Genomic DNA, 18,145 nt, shown 5'->3' on the forward strand with positions numbered 1-18,145 from the left:
GCTACAGTCCCAACCTCGTACGGGCGTTGTCCCAGGCGTCCGTGCAGTGCCGGGGGGACTCCCCCTTGGCCTGAGCGGCGGTGAACAGTCGCGCGATGTGCGCATCGGTGAGACAGCCGCACCGGCCATGGGCGGACAGGACGGCGAGGAAGGTCCGGTACACGGTGGTGTGGACCGCACTGCGGGCGTCGGCGATGCGCTGCTCCGCCATGGCGATGCCACGCTCCAGGTAGGCAGGCGAGCGGTGCGGGCACTCCCCGCCCCCGGGCAGTGCGGGCACGCTGACGGCGCACGGCGCCGGGCGGACCGCGCTGGGCTCCTTCACGGCCAGCTCGCGCACGATGGCCGGCAGGTCCGCCATGGCCCCGGCGCCGGGCCCACGCCACCGCGCGTAGGACATCGTGGACTTGAGGTCGACACCCTCACGAGCGCCGTTCACCGAGCGCATGGCACCCCGGTAGATCCAGTGCTCCCCGCGCGTGGTGGCCACGGTCCGGGTGGCGGGAAGGGTCTGGCGGGCCCAGGCAACCGCGTCGGCGTTGTCCAGGTCGACGACGGTCACTACCGCGCCGCCGGGGTGGTACGCGACTCCTCCGGCGTGCCGCCAGGCCGCCTTCCACTCGGGGGAGGAGATGACGTCCGGGTCGGTTGTGGCTGCGGCCCAGCCGTGGCACGCCAGCGGGCACGTGCAGGGTCCGGGGGTCTTCATGTTCGGCCGCCCGCCGCACGCCAGGTCCGTGCAGGCGGAGCAGTTGCCGAACGGGACCTTCCCGGCGCGTAGCGGCAGCACCGGCACGCCGGCGGCGGCCAAGCGCAGCGCGGTCCCAAGGTGATCCGGCCGGCCGTCTCCCAGGATCGGGATCGGATGGGTCATGCTGGGGTTTCTCCTGCTTCTGTCGAAGGGACGGAGAGCCGGGGCGGCCGCGGTCTTGTGGTGAGAGGCGGCCGCCTCGGGCGTAGCTACTGGTTCTTGGCCCACAGGGCGTACTGCTGACGGACGTACGCCCGCGGCCCGCGGGCAGGGGTGACGTAGTCCAGGACGGTCAGCTCCTCGGCGGCCTCGGTCGCCAGCTCGGTCGCGTCCGAGGCGGAGAGGCCCTTGGCGTCTCCGAGGGCGAGGCGGTCGAGCAGGGCGGCCTTGCGGAGCCAGAACTCCCGCACGTCCGGCTGGTGCAGGGGCCACAGGGCCTCGCGAGCCCTCTGCGCGGTCCATCCGATCTCGCTGATGACGCTCGGTGCCTTGGCGTACGCCTGCTCCGGCGTCGGCCATGCGTCGGTGTCGTCGCGGTGCTCGGCCGTGACGTAGAGCCGTGCCTTGTCCGTGGTGCGGGAGGGCGCGCGCCGGACGGCTCCTGTCGCGAACGTCTCCGCCAGCGTGGTGGTGATGCGGTCGGTGTCGTCGGGGTCGCAGATGATGCGGATCTCGAACATGGGTCAGTGCTCCTTGGTGATCTCGATGGCGGGGAGTTCGGGAAGTCCGGCGTTCGTGAGGGCGAGCGGGTCGAAGCCGGGCAGGGCGGCGCGCTGGGTGAGGGCCTGGGCGAGGGCGGTGGCGTAGACGGCGCTCTCGCGGGCGACCTCGATCTGTGCCCCGGCCCGCAGGGCTTCCACGCGCTCGACGTGCGCGTGGTCCTCGCGCCGCTCGATGCTGCGCCGCTCGTACGCGACGGTGTCGCGACGGTCGGTACGCCAGTAGCGGGCGGCGAGCCCGTAGGCCACGGCCGTGGCGAGCGCCCAGAGCAGCAGCGGCAGGGAGAGGCCGTCGGCGTATCCGGCGACCCCGGCGAGCGCGAGCCCGCCCGAGGTGGCGAACGCGGTTCCGGCGAGGACACCGTCCCCGCTGCGTCCGGCGGAGGCGAACGCGCCAGCCGTTGCCGCTCCAGCGGCCAGCACGACCATCAGCGCGGCGTTCCCGAAGGAGTGTTCAGCGCCGTTGGCGTTCCAGATCCGGCCGAGGATCAGCACCGTGGACGTGGCGATCGCCGGGGCCGCCTTGGGGGCGGCGTGGGCGAGCCAGTGGCGGGCAACGATCGGTTCGTTCATCGCGGGCTCCCTACAGGTTCGGTATGGCGTCGATGACGGCGGTGGCGAGTTCGTTGATGGGTCCGGAGGCGCCAGTGGAGGCGAGGAAGAACCCGAACATCACGGCGATGAACGCGGATCCGTAGCCGAGGCTCTTGGAGCGCAGGAGGAAGAACAGGACGAGTCCGAAGAGCAGAACCAGAGAGACGGTGACGGCCACGAGGGGCCTCCTGTCGGGTCGTTGGGAGCGAGTCAGCGGCTGCCGACGCGGTAGGTGTGCGAGGCGCGGTTGTAGAGCCAGCGGCCGAGGCGTATGCGCTTGCCGTGGCCCTTGCAGCGGCGGCAGGTCTTGCCGCGCTTGGGCTTGCCCTTGCGGTCGGTGGTCGTGGCGAAGCCGAAGCCGTTGCACTTGCGGCAGGTTCCGAACGGCGATGCCGCACACAGAGATGCGTAACTGAGGGTGATGAACAGCAGGAGTGCGATAGCGAGCAGGGCAGGGGTCATGAGGGGCCCTCCCAGGGCTGTTTCCGGGGTTTCTGCAGGTGGGCCGCTATCGGCTAGCGGCCTGATCAAGTGCCGTAGGGGCCGCTAGCGGGACCTCTAGCGCTAGAGGGTTTGCCCCCTAGCGCTAGAGGTCCCTGGCGGTCAGCTTGCGTCCCGCTTCCGGTCACGCTCCGCAATCGCGGTGGGGATGCGGGAGCGCTCGAACCCGGTCCGGTTGACGGTCTTGCCGTTGATGCGGCGGGCCACCTGGCCGGTGGTGACGCCGTACGGCTTGAGCGCGGTGGTGAGCTGCCGGGCCTTCTCGGCAGGCTCCAACTCCGCCCACGGCCCGTACAGCTCCGGGCGGAGTTCGGCGAGCCGGTCGACGGTGACGTCGTTCCACGGCTTGGCCTCATCCGGCGGGGTGACGGCGAGGACGTCCTCCAGCAGCGTGTCCGCCGCCGCCCGCCGCTCCGGCGCGATGCCGGCCGCGAGTCCCGTGAGGGTGCCCGCGTCGATACGGGCCTTGCGGGCCCGGTCGCAGATGGCGTCCGCTGCAGGGTTGTCCATGTAGTAGCCGCGGACGATCTGCGGGTCATCGGAGGCACCGACCAGGTAGCCGATGCCCTTGTCCGACTTGGTGAACGACGTCGCCCGGATGCCGTTCTTGTACGTGGAGGTGCCCAGGATCATGTCGTTCTCGATCTGGCCCATGACCCGCAGGCAGAACCGCGTCCCCACGTTCGCGCTGATCGCGGGCGGCAGGGAGTCCTTGTCCGGGCGCTGGGTGGCGAGCAGCAGGATCACCCCGAGGGCACGGCCGCGCTTGATGATGGCCGTGCACAGGGCCCCGGCTTCCTTGCCGTACTTCTCGTGGGAGAACAGCTCCTGGCACTCATCGACCGCGAGAACCAGCGGGTGCAGCCCCAGCGACCGGTTGCCCGCGAGCGACGGGATCACCTTGTTCTCCGGGCACTTGTCCTTCGGCAGCGAGGCGATCACCTTCGCCCGCCGCTCCAGGTCCTTGTGGACGTAGCGGATCGAGTCCAGCGCGGCGGCACAGGTCTCGTCGTCCGGGCCGGAGCCGTAGTCGGCGGCGACCTTCTTCAGCGGGTCCAGGTCGCCGGTGCCCTTCAGCTCCCAGATCAGCAGCTCCGCCAGCGGATCCAGCGCGGCCGCGAGCAGGGGCGTACGCAGGGAGAACGTCTTGCCCATGCCCGGCATGGCACCGATCAGGACGTTGTCATACATCACCGTGATGTCGACGTTCCGCCCGCGCTGGTCGGTGCCGAACGGCAACGGCTTGAACAGCGACACCTCCCCACCCTTGGCCAGCGGCCAAGGCGCCTTCGGCGTCTTGTTCAGAGCCTTGTCACCCACCCACAGCATCATCCGGCCAGCGTGCTCATCCGCGACCGGCTCCGGCCACACACACCCCAGCGGGCGCCGCAGGCCCGAGGCGAGCTTCTCGCGCCGGTCCAGGATGTCCGGCACCGTCACGCCGTACGGGAGGTCGACGTCCGCACGCCAACCCGGTCCGTCGCGGGTGATCGGGGCGGGGAACTTGATGCCCTCCCCACCCTTCGCCAGGGCCTTGTTGATCTCCGCGATACCCAGCGCGCCGAGGGCACGCTCCACGATCCCGGACGTCAACCGCTCCACCTCGGTCGCCACGACCGCGCGAGAGATGACGGGCTTGTCGGCCGGCGCCCCGAGGAACCCCAGCCCCGCCGTCAGCACCGCAACCGCGATGACCGTCAGCCAGGTCGGGGCGAGCACGAACAGCAGCAGCGCCAGGACCGGCCCGAGGATCAGGGAGAGGACGGCGAGGATGCCCCGGAGCTTGACCCGGTTGTCCCGCTGCCGGGACAACTTCAGGTACTGCTCGACGTCCTCGCGCCGGGCGGCGACCTGACGCAGCGGCTCACCCTCGGCGTCCGCGACCCAGCGCATCGCGCCGCCGACGAACTTCGCCGCACCCGCCGGTGCCTGGAACGCGAGCCGCAGCCCGTACCAGGGCAGCCGGACCGTGTGGAACGCGGTGGTGTGCCACGCGTAACCGCCCAGCCACCCAAGCGCGTCCAGGAACTCCGGCTTCGAGCGGGCCCACCCGGGGATCACGTCACGGCGCCTGCCGCCCCGGACCCTGTCCATCAGACCCGGTCCAGTCGGCGCCGGGCCGTCGACCAACACGGCAGCCGACTCGTCATCGTCCGAGTCGGCCGCCCCCTCGGCAGTGGCGTTGCCCGACTCGTCGGTGCGGGAGTCGCCCGACGCGTCGGCGGCCGGTCGGGTCGCGGGGTCGGCCGACTCGGTACGGGCGGACCGGGCCTTGTCGAGGTCGACCACATCGGCGCCCGAGTCGGCAGTCCAGTCGGTGGCCATGTCAGCTTCGAGTCGGTTGAAGAACTCGTTCTCTTCGTCGGGGTGCTTCACTGAGGCTTCCTTCTCTCAAGAGGGATGGCGGGGTCCGGCCGCTGCTTTGGTCGGTCGTGACCGGACCCCGTTTCTCACAGGTCGAACAGGCCGCACTGATCCGTGGTCGGGCTCTGGGTGGTCTGCCGTTGAGCGGCCCGGCGGGCGGCGGTGAAGCAGTTCGGGCACCAGGCCCGAAGCTCGCTCGCGGGAAGTGCCGCGGCCTCGCGGTCGGGGGTGAGCGGGTCGGCAGCGGCGGCCATGAGGCGGACCGGCCCGCTGTGCTTGCTCGCGTAGGTGTCGTGCACCCGAGCGCAGCGACCCTCGCCCCTGGTGTGCGGCTGGCCGCACTCTCCCTCGCACTGGCAGCGGTGGCCGGCGGCCACCATCACCGCGCGGAACAGACGAGCAGCGGCGATCGGCTCGGACCCCATCACGCCGCCCTCCCGCCCTGTCCCGCGTTCTCCAGACGGGCCAGCAGCGCGCGGAGCGCTACCGTGGCCTGTTGCGGAACGACACCGTTGCCGAGCGCCTTGAGCTGCGCCGTACGGGACAGCCCCGGAACGTGGGTGACATGGCCCTCGGGCAGGCCCATGAGCCACTCGACTAGGGGCGGGTTCAGCCGTCCCAGAGCGTCAACTGGCCCGGGGGCGGGGCGTCCGATGACTTCCGTCCACCGTGTGATCGCGGGCTCGTAAGAGCCCCACGCAATGTCGGGTTGCCCCGCCCGTAGGTCGCGCTCTGACGCTCGCCGTCCGCTGCTGCCGGGGTGGGCAGCAGCTCGCAGACCTCGGCCGCCAGGCAGCGGCCGTGCGTCCCCGCCTCCTGCGACGGGGTCCGCTTGGTCTGCCGGTTCTCGTTCGCCGACGCCCTCGGGGTCGGCAGCAGGGAGACGACGTGCCGCAGGTTCATCCCGCCCTGCGCCGCGTGCCCCGCACCCGTGCTCTCCGACGTCGAAGGCGTCGGCAGCAGCGAGGTGACGGCCGTGGGAAGCTGCCCCGCTTGCCCGCCGCCCCGCCACTCCCTCGCGGCTGGCGTCGGCAGGCCGGGCGAGGAGGAAGAGCCTGTTCCGCTGATGTGCGGCGCCGACGTCCGACGCGCGAAGAGTGCACCACTCCGCATCGAACCCGAGGGCGGCAAGGTCGGCGAGGACGGCGTCGAATCCGAGAGAAAGGTGCCCTGCGACGTTCTCAAAGACCGCGTAGCGGGGTCGAAGAACGCCAAGGGCACGGGCGATATGGGGCCAGATATGCCGGGCATCCTCGGTTCCCTTCCGCTTGCCCGCAGAGCTGAACGGCTGGCACGGATAGCCGCCGCACACGATGTCCACGCCCTCCAGGGCGTGCCAGTCGACCGTGGTCAGGTCCCCGATGTTCGGCACGTCGGGGTGGTGGTGGGCCAGGGTCCGGGAGGCTCCGGGGTCGTTGTCCGCGACCCACGCGAGCGTCCCGCCGAAGACGGCCCGGACAGCCATGTCCAGACCGCCGTAACCGGTGCAGAGCGAACCGATCCGCAGCCCGCTCATGCAGCCACCCCGATCGCCGGAGCGTCGGTGCGGGCGCCTCGGCGTCCGGAGCGGCGGCCGGCCACCGTCGCGAACAGCCGCCCCAGCCCCGCCCGCCGGACCCCGGCGCGTACCTGCTTGGCCGCGTACATCGCCTCATCCGCCCGGCCGAGCAGCGCGGAGAGGTCTTCGCCCGGGTGGTCGGCGGCGCGGACCCAGCCGAGCGACACCGTGGTCGCCACGTGCGGGTTGGCGCTGTCCGCCGGTCGGGCCAGCACACCGTGCAGGACGGCGAGGAGGTCGGCGATCGTGCCGTGGGTGTCGATGACGACGGCAGCGAACTCATCGCCCCCCAGCCGCCCGGCGACACCGTGGGAGCCGACGTAGTGGGCGAGCCGCTCGGCGGTGGCCTTCAGCAGCACGTCTCCCGCCGCGTGGCCGTAGCGGTCGTTGATCTGCTTGAAGTGGTCGACGTCCGCGAGGATCACGACGGCCCGCTCGTCGCGCAGGAGCGCGGTGGCGCGGCGGGTGAAGCCCTCGCGGGTCCGCAGCCCGGTGAGCGGGTCGCGGCGGGCGGTGTGGAGCCGACGGCGCAGCCACAGCACGTGGCCGGACCAACCGGCAGCCAGCGGCCCGGCCGCAGCCAGAGCGGTTAAGAGGGTGCTCATGCCGCGACCTCCTCGGCCGTCTCCGCGGTCTCGTCCGTGTCGGTGGTGTCGACGGAGTGGAGCGGCCGGCCGTCGGCCCGCTCGGCGAGCAACGCATCCCGCAGGGCCCGGGAGTTCGCCGCCGAGCAGTGCAGCGCGGTCCGGATCGCCTCGGCGTTGATCGCGTCATCCGCCCACTCGGCCGTGGCCTCGCGGGCCTCCGCCAGCAGCTCCGCTCCCGTACGCGGAGCCTTCGCCTTCGCCTTCGAGCGAGCCGGACGCTTGCGCGGCGCCCGCTCCTTCGGCTCCTGCGGCGGTACAGGCTCCTCCGGGGCCTTCGGCTCCGGCTCGGGCTCAGGCTCGGCTCCCTCGGGGGCCAGGTCTCCGAGGCGGAGCAGAACGCGCTCGCGTCGTGGTGTCTTCGACCGCCACCGTCGCCCGTACTGCTCTCGCAGGTCGGCGCGGGCGAGCTGCCGCTCCTTCTCCCGGGCGAGAGCGTCGGCGTAGGAGGTGATCTCCCACAGCGTCATCCGGCGCCACAGAGAGAACGTGGAAGGGAAGGCCAGCAGCCAGCGCGAGGCGCGGATCTTGTCCATCCGACGGCCGGTCGCGGCCCCGATCCGTACGGCATAGATGTGCGCGCCGATCTCGGAAAACACCACCCACAGCAGCGGCATCGTGCCGTGCGCGACCTTCGCCCACACCCCATGGCCGGCGGCCACGTTCAGCCCGCAGGTCACCAGGGTGAGAATCCAGGGCACGAACCTGACCCACGCGAGGGCCATGTCCATCCGGATCAGCAGCAGGTTGGCCACGGTGAACACCGGGATCGCCACGTCGATACCGACCGGCAGCATCCACGGCTCACCGAACCCCCACCGCAGCGCGGCAGCGGACACGGCGTCGAAGGAGGAGATCAGCCCCAGCGCTCCGACACCGGCCGCGGCGAGCGCGCCGATCCCGGCGAGACCCATCTCCGGGCGCGTCAGCGGCGGAACCGCCGACCGCTCCGGCATGGTCGTGGCCGTCATCGCGCGCCACCGTCCAGCCGCACGATCTGGGTGGCTCCAGCCGTCAGCTTCACCCGCACCGGGTGCGGGTGGTACTCCGGGCTGAGGTCCTCCGTCCACTCCCACTCGGTGCCGTCAGCGAGCGCGAACCCCAGCGAGGCCAGCGCCGCGGACCGCTCCTCCACCGTCGGAACCTCCAGCGAGGTCGGCCAGGTGAAGACGGGCCACTCACTCACCGAGCCCGTGATGACGACGAAGAGCTGCCAGCACGGACCCGCGGTCGGCTCAGGGGCGGTTGTCCCGCAGCAGCGCACACTCATCTGCGCACGCAGAATCTTCCCGCTCATGCCGCCGCTCCCTTCCGGGACCGCGTCCGGCGGACCCTCGGACGGACCAGCGGGATGACGTTGAACAGCTCCGGCGCGTACGCCTCGATCGCCTCGGCGGCGACCCGGCTCACGTCATCCGGCAGGTTCGGGTTGTCCGCGAGGATGTCGCGCGCCGCGTCCAGCCGGGCCACGCGCTCCATCTCGCTCTCGCCCTCCACCCCGAGCCACAACTCCACCGGGGTACCGAGGGCCAGTTCCACGAAGTCGTTGCTGCTGACGGCCTGATGACCGCCGATGTATGTACGCATGACTGATCACTCCTGGTGGTGTCGAAGGGACACCGGAGCGGCCTCGGTCCGTGGTGAGAGGCAGCCGCTCCGGCGGGTGGGGCCTTGTAGTTCCGGCTCCCCTCAACCCCGCCCGTACGAGCCCCGTGCGGGGGCCGGACGGGCGGAGGAGGCAACCGGTCGCAGCAAACCGCTGCGCAGGTGACCTGACTCCGCGAATCACCGGCTATCCCGGTGCGCCGTGGCGGCGGATCAGGGAGACGCGGTGAGCATGGCCGGCGTGCAGGTCCAGCACGTACGGCGCCCGGGGTCTTCGTCGATGCATCAGGGGCTTCCTCCCTGTCGATCCAGTTAGATGTGCACTGCAAGGGGGACCTGTGTCCCCACCCTCCGGCCGTTGCTCGCGGTCACCGGGCCACCTCGCCAGTCGGGCCGAAGCCCTGTCCTCTGGCCTTTAGCGGGATTGCAGCGTCCCCGCCCTGAACTCAGACCACCCGATGGAGACCCATCGGGCGTTTACGCAGGTCAAACAGAGGTCGCGAGGCTGGTGTCCCTCCAAGCGAGGGACCGCCTTGCGGCTCTGCCTCAGAGTGCACTGTGAGGCAGAGTGCGTCAAGCCTGTGCGGAACAAGTCGTCGCGGGAGCTGGTTCTCCCTCTGCCGCTTGGGCACTATGAGGCAGAGGCCAGGAAACGGCGGAAGACAGGAAGACACCGAGGTGAAGATGGTCGAGTGGACCGGTAAGCCCGCCTATCAGCAGGTGGCGGCAGACCTCCGCCGGAGGATCGCGGCCGACGAGTTCGCCGATTCGGGGAAGTTGCCCTCGCTCGCAGAACTCCAGGCTGCCTACGGGATCACCGTCACGGTGGCCCGCGACGCGATCAGGCAGCTCAAGACCGATGGGCTCGCTGTGAGCCACCAGGGCAAGGGAGCCTTCCTGACCGCAGACGCCGGCACCGCCGCAAAGTCGGCGGACCCGATCGGGGCGATCGCCGAGCTGCGAGACGAGGTGGCCAAACTCCGGACCGAGGTCGGAGACCTGCGGGAGCGCGTTGCTGCCCTCGAAGGCAACTGAGCCCAGACCAGGCCCAACCCCGCCCGCTGTGGCCGCGTAGTGACACATGAACACCTCCCGTTCGGATGTGCTCCAGTTCACTACTGCGGCCGATAAACCTGTATCACGTTCCGTTACCTGACTAAGTCTCAGCCGTTTTACACATCCGCTTATACATGCGCTATCACTGATTTCCATGGGACTACTCGGACCGCTACACTCGCGGCTCCGACTACCCATCTAGGAGGGGCAGATGGCTCGGAAGCACCCGGATTGGAATCCCGATCTGTTGCGCAAGCACAGGGAAGAGATCGGGCTGACACTGGAAGACACAGGGGAAAAGCTCCGCGAAATCGCGGAGCGCCACGGCTTCAACATTGCAGCCAACTTCCAAACCATCTGGGGCCACGAGAAAGGTTCGGTGTACCCCGGCCCTCACTACCGCCGCGCGTACTGCCGCCTCTATCGTCGAAATGAAGCCCAATTGGGCTTCCGCCGAGCACTGCCCGGAGAGGAAACTCCTGTGGAGTCCGCCCCGGTACCCGCGCAGGTCGAGCGAAAGCTCCCGGACCAGCCCCAGGCAGTACGCCAGGCACTCAGCAGCATCCGCGAAGGCACGCAAGACGTGGACAGCGAGGCTCTGCTCAACCGCGTAATGGACGCGTGGGGCCGTCGCACGACAGGCGGAAGCCTCGACGGACCGTCCGTCGTGCTCGTGGGCGGATTCGCCGGATCCGGCAAATCCGAGTTCGCCAAGTTCCTGGGTGGGCTCACTGGCTGGCCCATCCTGGACAAAGACTCGCTCACGCGCCCGCTGGTGGATCAGCTCTTGGTCGCCCTCGGCGGCGAAGCTCACGACCGAAGCTCAGCGCTGTACCGCGAGAAAGTCCGGCCGCTGGAATATCGCTGCCTCATGGAGGCTGCATGGGACAACGTCGATTGCGGCATCTCCACCATTCTCGACGCCCCATTCATCTCCGAATTCTCACAGGCTGAATGGATGCAGCGTTTCCAGAATCGTTGCCGCTCAAAGCGAGTCTCAGTAGCGACGATATGGGTCGAGTGCGACCCGGAGTCGATGCGCGAGTACATCGAGTTCCGGGGAGCGGCCCGTGACGCCTGGAAGATGGAGTCATGGGACGAGTACGTCTCGGGGCTTGATCTGAAGATGCGCCCGCAGGGTCCGCATTTCGTGGTGGACAACCGACTTGGTGCCGCTGTCGCCCTCGTAGACGAAGCCAAGGATGTACTGAGCGGAGGAGGGCTGTGACACCGTCCGGAGTCATCCTGTACGGCCCGCCGGGCTCCGGTAAGGACACGGTGACAGCCGAGCTGTCTCGCCTGCGGCCCGCCTTCGCCCTCTTCCAGCGGCTCAAGGCCGGACCGGGTCGGAGCACTGGCTACCGCCTCACGACTGCCGAGCACATCGAGGAACTGGCACACGCCGGAGGACTGCTGTACCGGAACTCCCGGTACGGAGCTGAGTACGCGATCGACCGCAGCGAGGTGTCCGCACTCGTCGACGCGGGGCGCATCCCGGTCCTGCACATGGGTCAGGTTGTCGGCGCGAGTGCCGTTGGAGCCTTTCCTATCCATTGGGTCAAGGTGCTGCTGTGGTGTCCCGAGGATGTGACCCGCGACCGCTGCACTAACCGCGGCGACAAGGACGTGGACGCTCGGCTCAAGGTCTGGCACGAGACACGGCAGGACCTCTTGGACCACGCAGCAGAGCCGTGGTCCATCGTCATCGAGACGCAGCTCCACTCCCCCGCCGAAACCGCGGCCATCATCAACGACGCCGTGACGGCCGCAGTTTCGGCGGAGACTCGCGATATCCGAGGACTGGTCGGATGACGACGCTCGGAATTCTGCACCCCGGCAGCATGGGCGCCGCTGTCGGCGCACAGGCGCGGCACTCGGGTGCGGAAGTCCTCTGGTGCTCAGAGGGACGCAGTGACGCGAGCAGGGAAAGGGCCATTCGATATGGGCTGACCGCAGCGCCGGACCTCGCGGATCTGTGCGGTCGGTGCGACTTCATCATCAGCCTCTGTCCGCCGGCCAACGCGCTGGAAGTCGCGGCATCCGTCGCCGCTGAGTCATTCTCTGGCATCTACGTTGACGCCAACGCCATTTCGCCTGCCCACGTGGCGCAGATCAGCACGATCATGGCGCCGCACGCAGCTGCAGTGATTGATGGCTCAGTGATCGGGTCACCCCCGTCCGAATCGAAACGGCCGCGGCTGTATCTGTCGGGCCCGGCAGCAGAGTCAGCCGCCGTGGCTCGGCTCTTCGATAGCTCGGCTGTTCGCCCGTTGCTTCTCGCTGGCGGCCTCGGGAAGGCGTCAGCTCTGAAGCTGGCCTACAGCAGCTACCAGAAAGCAAGCCGGGTTCTCGCTGCCGTCGCGTACGCGCTCGCCAGCGACCACGGGGTGGAGGAGGAGCTCCTCGACATCGCCGAGGGACGAACGACCAGCTATCTGACGGAGACGGCCTACTTCCCGAAGACGGCCGCTCGCGCGTGGCGATGGGCCCCGGAAATGCGTGAGGCAGCGAGCGCCCTTGACGATGCGCACCTTCCGGCCGCGCTCATGGAAGCCTCGGCTGACGTACTGGAGCGGTGGGCGGCCCTCAAGGACCAGCCTCTGGGGCTCATGGAAGCGCTGGACGCGTTTCACTCTGCCCGCGAAGGCTGAAGCGAGGGGGAGCGTCCCCACTCCATGAGGTGCTGGATGGCTCCCACGGCGTCTACGGCCATCGCGTCGGGGCTGCGGGCACCCTCGGGCCACTGCCGTCCGGCGGAGATCCACGCCGTCCGCAGCCCCGCCGCGCGACCGCCTTCGATGTCCGTCTCTGGGTTGTCGCCCACCATCCACCCGCCCTTGGCGAGGGTGGTGCCACAGCGCTCGGCGGCGGCGTGGAAGACGGCCAGTGCGGGCTTCCGCACGCCGGCCTCTCCCGAGGCGCACACTCCGTCGAAGAGGTCCGCCAGCCCCGCGCTCTCCAGCTTGGCTAGCTGGATGTCCACGGCGCCGTTGGTGACAACTCCGAGCGTCCACCCGGCCGCCCGCATCCCTCCGAGGCCACTGCGCGTCCCGGGTAGACGGCGCGCGCGGCCGGACATGCCCGCGACGTATTCGTTCCATAGCGATTCGACCGAGTCAGTCAGGCCTAGGGAGCCCCGGAGCCGCTCGAACTCTGCTGGATAGGCCCTCGCCCGGAGCGTGTCCCCAAGTAGGAACTCAGCGTCATGAGCCAGCCCCCGAGACTCGCAGAAGTCCCCGATCCACGCCTTCAGCGCGGCGTGCCGGTCGATCAGGGTGTTGTCGAGGTCGAAGAGAGCAAGCAGCTGCACACGAAGCACAATACGTGTGGCCCGCCAGACGGCTCCGCAGTCTCGATACTGATGCCAGAAGCGACGCCAGTCATCAGACACCAGCCGCATGGCGATCCTGATCACACTGGTTGGGCAGTCGGCGGCGCAGGTGGCGCGGGTGCTTGGTGCTCGTCCCGCCACGCGCGGCAGTCTGCGATGCGGGTCAGCACCCACGGATCATCTTCGAGTGCCGAGGGCAACCTCGTTGTCTCGTCGATCACGGCGCCGGACAGCTGCTCGGCGCTCAGGCCGACGGTATCCCGGAGATCTGAACCTATGAGATCGGTACCTAGCAGTGCCGCGCCGACAAGTCTGGCGCCACGCAGGTTGGCATGGGCGAGCTGGGTCCCGTCGAGCCGCGTGCTGTCGAGGTTTGCCCGGCTAAGTTCCGCACCGTTGAGAATCGTGCCACGCAGGTCAGCACCGTGCAGAGCTGCCCGGCGTAGATCCGCCCAGGTCAAGAACATGCGAGTGAGACGGGGCGGAGCATCGAATTCAAAGCTGCGTATCCACAGTCCGACAAGGTTGGTAGACCTAAGGTCGACGCGGCGTGGTTCATTGCGTTCAGGCCGACGGGCCAGCGCGTCCACCGCGGCCCTGATATCTGCCGGTGGCTCGGTGCCCCACTGCGGCAGGGAGTCTTCCCATTCGTCCCCCGTGAAGTTGAGAGGGCCAGCACCTGGCGGGGTGTCCCGTCGGGCGTTCTCGCGCACGAACGCGGCCAGCACGCCAACCACCGCAGTATGTTCCTGCGGAGACTCCAGCATGACGTGCTCTAGCGCGTATATGCCTCCCAACCGCTCTTCGAGCTTGGCAGAGGCTAGCTGCCCGATAGCAGTGCTGAACCGCTGAGTGGCTTGCCCTCGACGCGACAACTGATATGTGCGCGCGGTGTACCCCAGCCCGAGCAGTACGGCTGTGCCTGCCGTCGCGGTCAGCACGGTCTGACGCACTGAGTTCAGCGCGTCTACCTGTTCCTTGCCATGCAGACCACGGACGGCGTCGCCGGCAACCAGCCAGGACACTGGGCCCAGCACTGCAAGGATGATTAGAAGGACACTTGGCGCACCTATGGCCAGCCCTACCGCGACGCGGTGGCGTTGGATCCAGCGAGTCGAGATCCGCATGCGAGTCCTGGCAAGTTTACGAAGCCTCATGACGAGCTATCCCACCGCATCTGGGCAACGGAGGTTGGGCGAACCGGTACTTGTCCCAAGTTGGACCAGCCCTCTGAACCCCCGGACCATGCGCAGTGGACGTGCCTCGGCAACAAGAGTCAGGCATGGCAGGTGATCATCTGACCCCGCCGCGCCTGGTCGACTGCCAGACACATTCGTGTGAGGAGTGTGTGAGCCACCCACTCACCTGATCTCGAAATGGCGTTTACGCAGGTCAAAGGCGGCTTCTCTCTACACCTGATCATGCCCTCCGGAGCCGTGTGCGCAGGTTCGAATCCTGCCGGGGGCACAGAAGCCGGACCAGCGTGATCAACCCGCTGACCTGCGGAAGTGCCAGACATCGAGAGCCGGACCCAGTCCCACTGGGTCCGGCTTTTTGTCGTTGCGTGTCAGAGATCGCGAGTCAGTGGCGCGTGAGATTTCAGCGAGGGACTCCAGTCAGGTCGCACTAGCGGCGGGCATAGACGAGCCCCGGTGCCCGGTCAAGGCTGAGGACGAAGGCGTCCGGTCGTTCGGCATCGCCCATGAGGGTGAGGCGGTACCCGTCTCCGCTGTACGACCGCGGCCCCGATTTGGTGAGCTGGTCAGCAGTGCCTCGGCGCCAGAGGTACAAGGCGTCACCGATGTGGGTGATCCGCAGGTGCCCCGGGACTTGGTCGCACGTGAAAGTGCCGAGCTCGGTGTGCTGCTCGGTCGCAGCCGGTGCCGGGCTCGCGGGAGTGACCCTCTGGGATCGCGGTTGTGTGGCAGCTGCACGAGACAAGAGGTCAGCCAGATCCTGGGCGGGGCGTGTGCGCAGCTCGCGCAGCAGTGCGGCGACTACGTAATCGGCAGCAATGCCGGCGTTGTTGGATAGGCAGACCACCCTGAGACCCGTCGAGCTCAGATGAGTCGCGGCGGAAAATCCCTGCTCATGGCCGTAATGGAATACCGAGGCTCTTCCGGGCCGGGCGTCGGCGTACAGGCCGGGCCCGTAGAGGTAGGGCTGGTAGTCGCTGGGGTGATAGTGGACGTCCTTCTGCCCTGGGAGCTGCTCAGGCTGCCAGCGGTCGTGGAGGTACTCGAGCCAACGGCTGAGGTCGCTGGCCGTGGTCCAGAGGCTTCCCGGGCCGGGCAGGGTGACGGGTGCCGCGGAGTGCTCCCAGCCGGTGGCAGCAGCGCGGTACGCGGCTGCGCCTCCCGGGATGACTTCGTGCGGATCGGTCTTGAAGCTGGTGGCGTTCATGCCGAGTGGGCCGAAGAGGGCGCGCTGGGCGGCACCGGCCAGCGTGATGCCGTGGACTATTTCGAGGATCTCGGCGAGGAGGAGGTAGTTGGTGTTGCTATAGATGAAGCGGTCGTTGGGAACGGCGCGCCTGTCCTGGCGGTAGGCGAGGTTCCGCAGGTCGTTGGCGGTGTAGTGGTCGAGGTCACGGAAGCCGGCGAGCGAGAGCAGGGACTCGGCGTCTCGAAGGCCCGATCGGTGAGTGATCAGGTCCCCGACGGTAATGTCGCTGATCCTCAGCCTGGGCAGCAGATCTGCCGCCTTCTGCGTGAGATGCAGGAGGCCGTCCTTGGCGGCCAGCAGGACAAGGTGAGCGGTGATCTGCTTGGCGACGGATCCGGTGTTGAAGGCGGTCTCCGGCCCGATGGCGACTCCGTGTTCGAGACTGGACAGCCCGGTGTGCAGAGTGGCGGGCTCCTCTCCCGGCCCGTGGAGGAGCAAGGACAGGCCCGGGGTGCGGCGGCGGTCGGCGGTCACAGGGCGAGTGCCTTCCCGTGGACCGTGGCCAGGCGACAACGGAGGTCTTCGTCCCTGATCAGCTCCAGCGCGCGGGCGTGGTCGTTCGCTGTGCTGGCGAGGAGGGTTCGCTGCTGGTCGAGGTAGGCGGCCAGAAAGCGGTACAGGGCTCCGGTGGCATTCGTCAGCGCCCGCACGGTGTAGAGCATCGTCAGCGGGAACGCCCAGCAAGCGTGGAGGAAGCCGAAGGCCGGTCGCATCGTCTGCTTCCACGGGGAGTAGAAGCGCGCCTGATCGTCGATCTTGCAGCCAGTGGCTGCGAGAGCGTCGTTGAGCCAGTTGTGCCCGCCTTCGTGGATGAGGTCACGGGCCAGAACGACCGGGTCCTGGACGTGATCGACGAACACAGTGCCGGGCAGCCGCGTGATGGTCCAGCTGTCGAGGGTGTCGCCGAGCTCCTTGGCCCTCAGCAGGCAAACAACGACGGCGTGCGCGTCGAGCAGGTTGCCGAAACCGGTGTCGGTCGCCACGGCGAATGCGTGGGCGGCGAGGTCACGCAGGTCTGCCGGGGCGGGCTCATTGTCAGGACCGAGCACGTAATACGGCGTCTCGGAGATCGGCGATCGCGGCAGCGCCGTGAGGTCGGGCGCGACGACGACGGGGACATCGGTGGCACCCGCGTCAGGGTGGGCCGTGTACCAGTCGAATGTGGCCGTGTCACCGACGCGGGCAGCGGCTTCGGCGCCTTCGAGGGTGTGGTGGGCGAGGGAGTACTCGGCGGCCGTGCTGATGCCCGATTCATAACGGTTGGCGCCTGGGTGGATGATCGCCTGGATGCGCCGGGCGCGGTCCTGGTGCAGACAGCTGATGGGCGGGAAGTCGAAGAGGTCGGCAAGGGCGTCCACGAGCGGCTCCTGATCGGATGGGTGGGGCCTGGGGCCGGACCCGGTCTTGCTGGTGGTCCGGCCCCAGGTGTGTTCACCGGCGGCGCTCAGAGCGCCGTGCGGTTGAGGGTCACGCGGTGGTGGTGTCCGCCTCGGCGGCCGGCCAGCCCTCGGCCGAGACGCTGGAGGTGTGGGCGGTGGTGCGGACGGTCTCGTCCTGGCCGCGCAGGTCCTCGACGTTGGCGAGGAAGTCGGCGATGCGGTCGTCGTTCATGGGTGGTTCCGCCTTTCGGTGAGTCGGTTTCGGCTTGTGCCCTGGCAGTGGCGCTTTCAGGGCTGCCGGGCGGTGCTCTCGCCCTCGCCATGTGTGTGCTCCCGAAGGTCAGGTCCGGAGGTTGTGGGCTTCGGCGCGGAGCGCGTCTCGTAGCTCTTCCATGCGGGGACGCTCTTCGGCTACGTCGGAGAGCGCGGCCGCGACGAGGGCGCGCAGCGGCCTCGGGATCAGGCCCAGGTTCTTGCGGCCGCCGAGGCGGGGGATGTCGACGGCGAGGTAGCGGTAGATCAGAACAGCGAGGCTGAAGACGTCGGCAGCAGGGGTGGCTTGGTGGTGCCCGGTGAGGTATTCGGGTGGCCAGTGGACCTCCGGTCCCCGTTGCTCGGGTCCGCGGGGGATGTCCAGGCGGCGGGCGGCGCCGAGGTCGGTGATCAGACCACGGCCGCGGTCGATCAGGATGTTCTCCTGATAGACATCGCGGTGGACGATGCCTCGCTGATGGAGGCAGTGCAGGCCGCCCGCGACGTCCGCCAGGATGCGGAGGCCGTGGGCGGTGTCCTTCGACGAGGCCATGAAGGACCTGAAGTTGCCTCCGTCGCAGAGCGGCATGGTGTACCAGTCGAACCGTTCGGAGCTGCCGCGTGCCAGCAGAGGGACAACGTGGTCCGACGCTCCGGCCGCGGCGGTGACCTCCATCTCGTGCCGGAAGTCCTCGCGGGTGAGGGCTCGCTCGGCATCGGTCATCTGGGCGTACCAGTAGAAGCCGTACGCTGCGGGGCGCTCGGCGGACTCCAGCTCGTTGAGGACGTGGTTGCTGCCGAAGCCGGCCTTCAGGACGACGTCCTCGTGGCCCGGGCGGCTGGCTTTGACCAAGGTGCTGGCGCGGGTGAAGGCGAGGAGGCCCTTCACGTGCCAGCCGTCCGTGCGGAGCTGGTCGAGGACCCAGGCTGCGGGGTGCATCGGGTG

The 18,145-nt window shown here is 68.9% G+C and carries 23 protein-coding genes and 1 pseudogene; 4 read left to right on the forward strand and 20 right to left on the reverse strand.

Annotation, left to right across the window (positions count from 1 at the left end):
• Position 1: 1 nt before the first annotated feature.
• From ACZ4VI_RS29255 to ACZ4VI_RS29320, 14 genes and pseudogenes are all read right to left on the reverse strand, one after another.
• Positions 2 to 874 carry a bifunctional DNA primase/polymerase gene (locus ACZ4VI_RS29255; RefSeq protein WP_468004034.1) on the reverse strand — a complete coding sequence of 291 codons (873 nt, stop codon included), beginning with the start codon at positions 872 to 874 and terminating at the stop codon, positions 2 to 4.
• A gap of 86 nt (positions 875 to 960) precedes the next feature.
• Entirely contained in the window at positions 961 to 1,431 is a 471-nt protein-coding gene (locus tag ACZ4VI_RS29260) for a hypothetical protein (protein WP_468004036.1), read from the reverse strand.
• A 3-nt stretch (positions 1,432 to 1,434) separates the two neighbouring features.
• A complete protein-coding gene (locus ACZ4VI_RS29265) occupies positions 1,435 to 2,043 on the reverse strand; it encodes a hypothetical protein (protein ID WP_468004037.1) in 609 nt (202 codons plus the stop codon).
• 10 nt (positions 2,044 to 2,053) lie between these two features.
• Positions 2,054 to 2,242, reverse strand: a complete 189-nt coding sequence (locus tag ACZ4VI_RS29270) for a hypothetical protein (protein WP_028810400.1) — start codon at positions 2,240 to 2,242, stop codon at positions 2,054 to 2,056.
• 32 nt (positions 2,243 to 2,274) lie between these two features.
• Positions 2,275 to 2,526: a hypothetical protein gene (locus tag ACZ4VI_RS29275; protein WP_468004039.1), complete on the reverse strand. Its 252-nt coding sequence runs from the start codon at positions 2,524 to 2,526 to the stop codon at positions 2,275 to 2,277.
• 141 nt (positions 2,527 to 2,667) lie between these two features.
• Positions 2,668 to 4,941, reverse strand: a complete 2,274-nt coding sequence (locus ACZ4VI_RS29280; RefSeq protein WP_468004041.1) for a cell division protein FtsK — start codon at positions 4,939 to 4,941, stop codon at positions 2,668 to 2,670.
• A 74-nt stretch (positions 4,942 to 5,015) separates the two neighbouring features.
• Positions 5,016 to 5,354, reverse strand: a complete 339-nt coding sequence (locus ACZ4VI_RS29285) for a hypothetical protein (RefSeq protein ID WP_468004043.1) — start codon at positions 5,352 to 5,354, stop codon at positions 5,016 to 5,018.
• Entirely contained in the window at positions 5,354 to 5,515 is a 162-nt protein-coding gene (locus ACZ4VI_RS29290; protein ID WP_468004203.1) for a hypothetical protein, read from the reverse strand. Before ACZ4VI_RS29290 ends, ACZ4VI_RS29285 begins: the two co-directional genes overlap by 1 nt.
• Before the next feature lie 23 nt (positions 5,516 to 5,538).
• Entirely contained in the window at positions 5,539 to 5,832 is a 294-nt protein-coding gene (locus ACZ4VI_RS29295) for a hypothetical protein (RefSeq protein ID WP_468004205.1), read from the reverse strand.
• Positions 5,833 to 5,977: 145 nt separating this feature from the next.
• Positions 5,978 to 6,445 (reverse strand): annotated as a pseudogene (locus ACZ4VI_RS29300) (DNA cytosine methyltransferase); the annotation flags it as partial.
• Positions 6,442 to 7,092 (reverse strand): GGDEF domain-containing protein, encoded by a 651-nt coding sequence (locus ACZ4VI_RS29305; protein WP_468004044.1) that lies wholly within the window; start codon positions 7,090 to 7,092, stop codon positions 6,442 to 6,444. The pseudogene ACZ4VI_RS29300 and the gene ACZ4VI_RS29305, both read right to left, overlap by 4 nt.
• A complete protein-coding gene (locus tag ACZ4VI_RS29310; protein ID WP_468004046.1) occupies positions 7,089 to 8,102 on the reverse strand; it encodes a DUF2637 domain-containing protein in 1,014 nt (337 codons plus the stop codon). Before ACZ4VI_RS29310 ends, ACZ4VI_RS29305 begins: the two co-directional genes overlap by 4 nt.
• Positions 8,099 to 8,428, reverse strand: a complete 330-nt coding sequence (locus tag ACZ4VI_RS29315) for a DUF6303 family protein (protein ID WP_468004048.1) — start codon at positions 8,426 to 8,428, stop codon at positions 8,099 to 8,101. Before ACZ4VI_RS29315 ends, ACZ4VI_RS29310 begins: the two co-directional genes overlap by 4 nt.
• Positions 8,425 to 8,718: a hypothetical protein gene (locus ACZ4VI_RS29320; RefSeq protein ID WP_468004050.1), complete on the reverse strand. Its 294-nt coding sequence runs from the start codon at positions 8,716 to 8,718 to the stop codon at positions 8,425 to 8,427. The genes ACZ4VI_RS29315 and ACZ4VI_RS29320 overlap by 4 nt, the downstream gene beginning before the upstream one ends.
• A 702-nt stretch (positions 8,719 to 9,420) precedes the next feature.
• Here ACZ4VI_RS29320 and ACZ4VI_RS29325 point away from each other — a divergent pair.
• The 4 genes from ACZ4VI_RS29325 to ACZ4VI_RS29340 all read left to right on the forward strand — a co-directional run bounded on the left by ACZ4VI_RS29325 (position 9,421) and on the right by ACZ4VI_RS29340 (position 12,443).
• Positions 9,421 to 9,771, forward strand: coding sequence for a winged helix-turn-helix domain-containing protein (locus ACZ4VI_RS29325; RefSeq protein WP_468004193.1), 351 nt, complete (start codon positions 9,421 to 9,423; stop codon positions 9,769 to 9,771).
• A 232-nt stretch (positions 9,772 to 10,003) separates the two neighbouring features.
• A complete protein-coding gene (locus ACZ4VI_RS29330; RefSeq protein WP_468004052.1) occupies positions 10,004 to 11,020 on the forward strand; it encodes a P-loop nucleotide/nucleoside kinase family protein in 1,017 nt (338 codons plus the stop codon).
• Positions 11,021 to 11,070: 50 nt separating this feature from the next.
• Positions 11,071 to 11,604, forward strand: coding sequence for a guanylate kinase (locus tag ACZ4VI_RS29335; protein ID WP_468004054.1), 534 nt, complete (start codon positions 11,071 to 11,073; stop codon positions 11,602 to 11,604).
• Positions 11,601 to 12,443, forward strand: coding sequence for an NAD(P)-dependent oxidoreductase (locus ACZ4VI_RS29340; RefSeq protein ID WP_468004056.1), 843 nt, complete (start codon positions 11,601 to 11,603; stop codon positions 12,441 to 12,443). Before ACZ4VI_RS29335 ends, ACZ4VI_RS29340 begins: the two co-directional genes overlap by 4 nt.
• Here the strand turns inward: ACZ4VI_RS29340 and ACZ4VI_RS29345 are convergent.
• The 6 genes from ACZ4VI_RS29345 to ACZ4VI_RS29370 all read right to left on the reverse strand — a co-directional run bounded on the left by ACZ4VI_RS29345 (position 12,422) and on the right by ACZ4VI_RS29370 (position 18,139).
• On the reverse strand, positions 12,422 to 13,102 hold the full coding sequence (locus ACZ4VI_RS29345; protein ID WP_468004057.1) for an HAD family hydrolase: 681 nt from the start codon (positions 13,100 to 13,102) through the stop codon (positions 12,422 to 12,424). The two genes, ACZ4VI_RS29340 and ACZ4VI_RS29345, sit on opposite strands and share 22 nt — an antisense overlap.
• Positions 13,103 to 13,203: 101 nt before the next feature.
• Positions 13,204 to 14,148: a pentapeptide repeat-containing protein gene (locus ACZ4VI_RS29350; protein ID WP_468004059.1), complete on the reverse strand. Its 945-nt coding sequence runs from the start codon at positions 14,146 to 14,148 to the stop codon at positions 13,204 to 13,206.
• A gap of 601 nt (positions 14,149 to 14,749) precedes the next feature.
• Positions 14,750 to 16,042, reverse strand: a complete 1,293-nt coding sequence (locus ACZ4VI_RS29355; protein WP_468004061.1) for a serine hydrolase domain-containing protein — start codon at positions 16,040 to 16,042, stop codon at positions 14,750 to 14,752.
• Complete coding sequence (locus ACZ4VI_RS29360; protein ID WP_468004063.1) at positions 16,039 to 16,926, reverse strand: aKG-HExxH-type peptide beta-hydroxylase; 888 nt, start codon at positions 16,924 to 16,926, stop codon at positions 16,039 to 16,041. The genes ACZ4VI_RS29355 and ACZ4VI_RS29360 overlap by 4 nt, the downstream gene beginning before the upstream one ends.
• Positions 16,927 to 17,035: 109 nt before the next feature.
• A complete protein-coding gene (locus ACZ4VI_RS29365) occupies positions 17,036 to 17,179 on the reverse strand; it encodes a hypothetical protein (protein WP_363137612.1) in 144 nt (47 codons plus the stop codon).
• A gap of 108 nt (positions 17,180 to 17,287) precedes the next feature.
• Complete coding sequence (locus ACZ4VI_RS29370) at positions 17,288 to 18,139, reverse strand: protein kinase domain-containing protein (RefSeq protein ID WP_468004065.1); 852 nt, start codon at positions 18,137 to 18,139, stop codon at positions 17,288 to 17,290.
• Between the last annotated feature and the right edge of the window lie 6 nt (positions 18,140 to 18,145).

The organism is Streptomyces sp. NPDC029169 (assembly GCF_055563935.1).